This window comes from Alcanivorax sp. HI0083 (assembly GCF_001635175.1).
In genome coordinates, this window is the sequence record NZ_LWFX01001595.1 from 1 (window position 1) to 1,009 (window position 1,009).

1 protein-coding gene is annotated in these 1,009 nt (G+C 52.5%); it reads left to right on the plus strand.

Annotated elements, in window-relative coordinates; translation table 11 throughout:
- On the plus strand, positions 1-1,009 hold a 1,009-nt coding region (locus A3754_RS23740; protein WP_082904825.1), incomplete at both ends, for an ATP-binding protein.

Genomic DNA, 1,009 nt, shown 5'->3' on the forward strand with positions numbered 1-1,009 from the left:
ATTGATGCTTTGTCCGGTCGTGGGTTGGGATTTTTTCCAGGACTATGTGCCAACGGGCATGTCGAGATCACCGGATCATCTGGCATGGGGAAGTCGACCGTAGCCAAATTTATCGCATCATACCTGTTTTGTTCGAAGGTGCCGGTAGTGATTTTCGATTTTCATGATGACTTGGCTATATCAGGGATCAGGACGCTGCATCTTGGAGATGGAGCTTCCGGTGAATGTTCGATCAGATTTCTGGAGCCAACGCCCTTGGCATTGGAGGTCTTTGGTCTGAGAGGGTGCCTGGAAAGCGCGGTCAGAGCCATTGAAGCGACGGGGAGGCGAAAGCTTGGAGATGGTCAAATCAACGTTCTGCGATCAGCGATCATGGAGTTGTGGCGGCGCCTGGGGATTACGGAAAGCGCTTCCGATTCCCCCGCTGCGACTGCAAAGAGTATTCGGCCTTCTGATCTGAGAGATCTTCTTCTTGAGAAGAAAGACGAGGCCGAAAGCAGCAGGGAAAGGCAGATTTTTGATGGCTTGATAAACCGTGTTGATGTATTGGCTGCATGCGCTATTTTCGAGCATGAATCGCCCTTGAGGGTTGATGATCTTTTACAGAATGGTGCGCGTCTTCATATGCAGGGAATCCCCGCTTCAATGAGGGGCTGGGTGGCTCGAACCTTGGTGAATATGATCTATGCTGAAATTGCGGCCATGGGGCCAGTGAAAGAATCACCGTTTGATGCCGGATCGCCATTTCGGGTGTATCTCGTCCTTGATGAGGCTGGATCGGTGATACGCCAGAAAGCGGATGACTGCATCATAAAGACCATTGCGAAAGAGAGCCGGAAGTTCGGTGTTGGCCTCCTGCTGGCCGCTCAAACGCTTGATGAACTGAGTGAGGAAGTGGTCGCCAACGTTGACACCCACTTTGCGCTGCCTACCAGAAGTGCCAAGGATGCCAGGAAGGTGGAGCAGAAGTTGGGCCTCTGTAAGGGCGCGCTAAACTGCGGAACTGGCC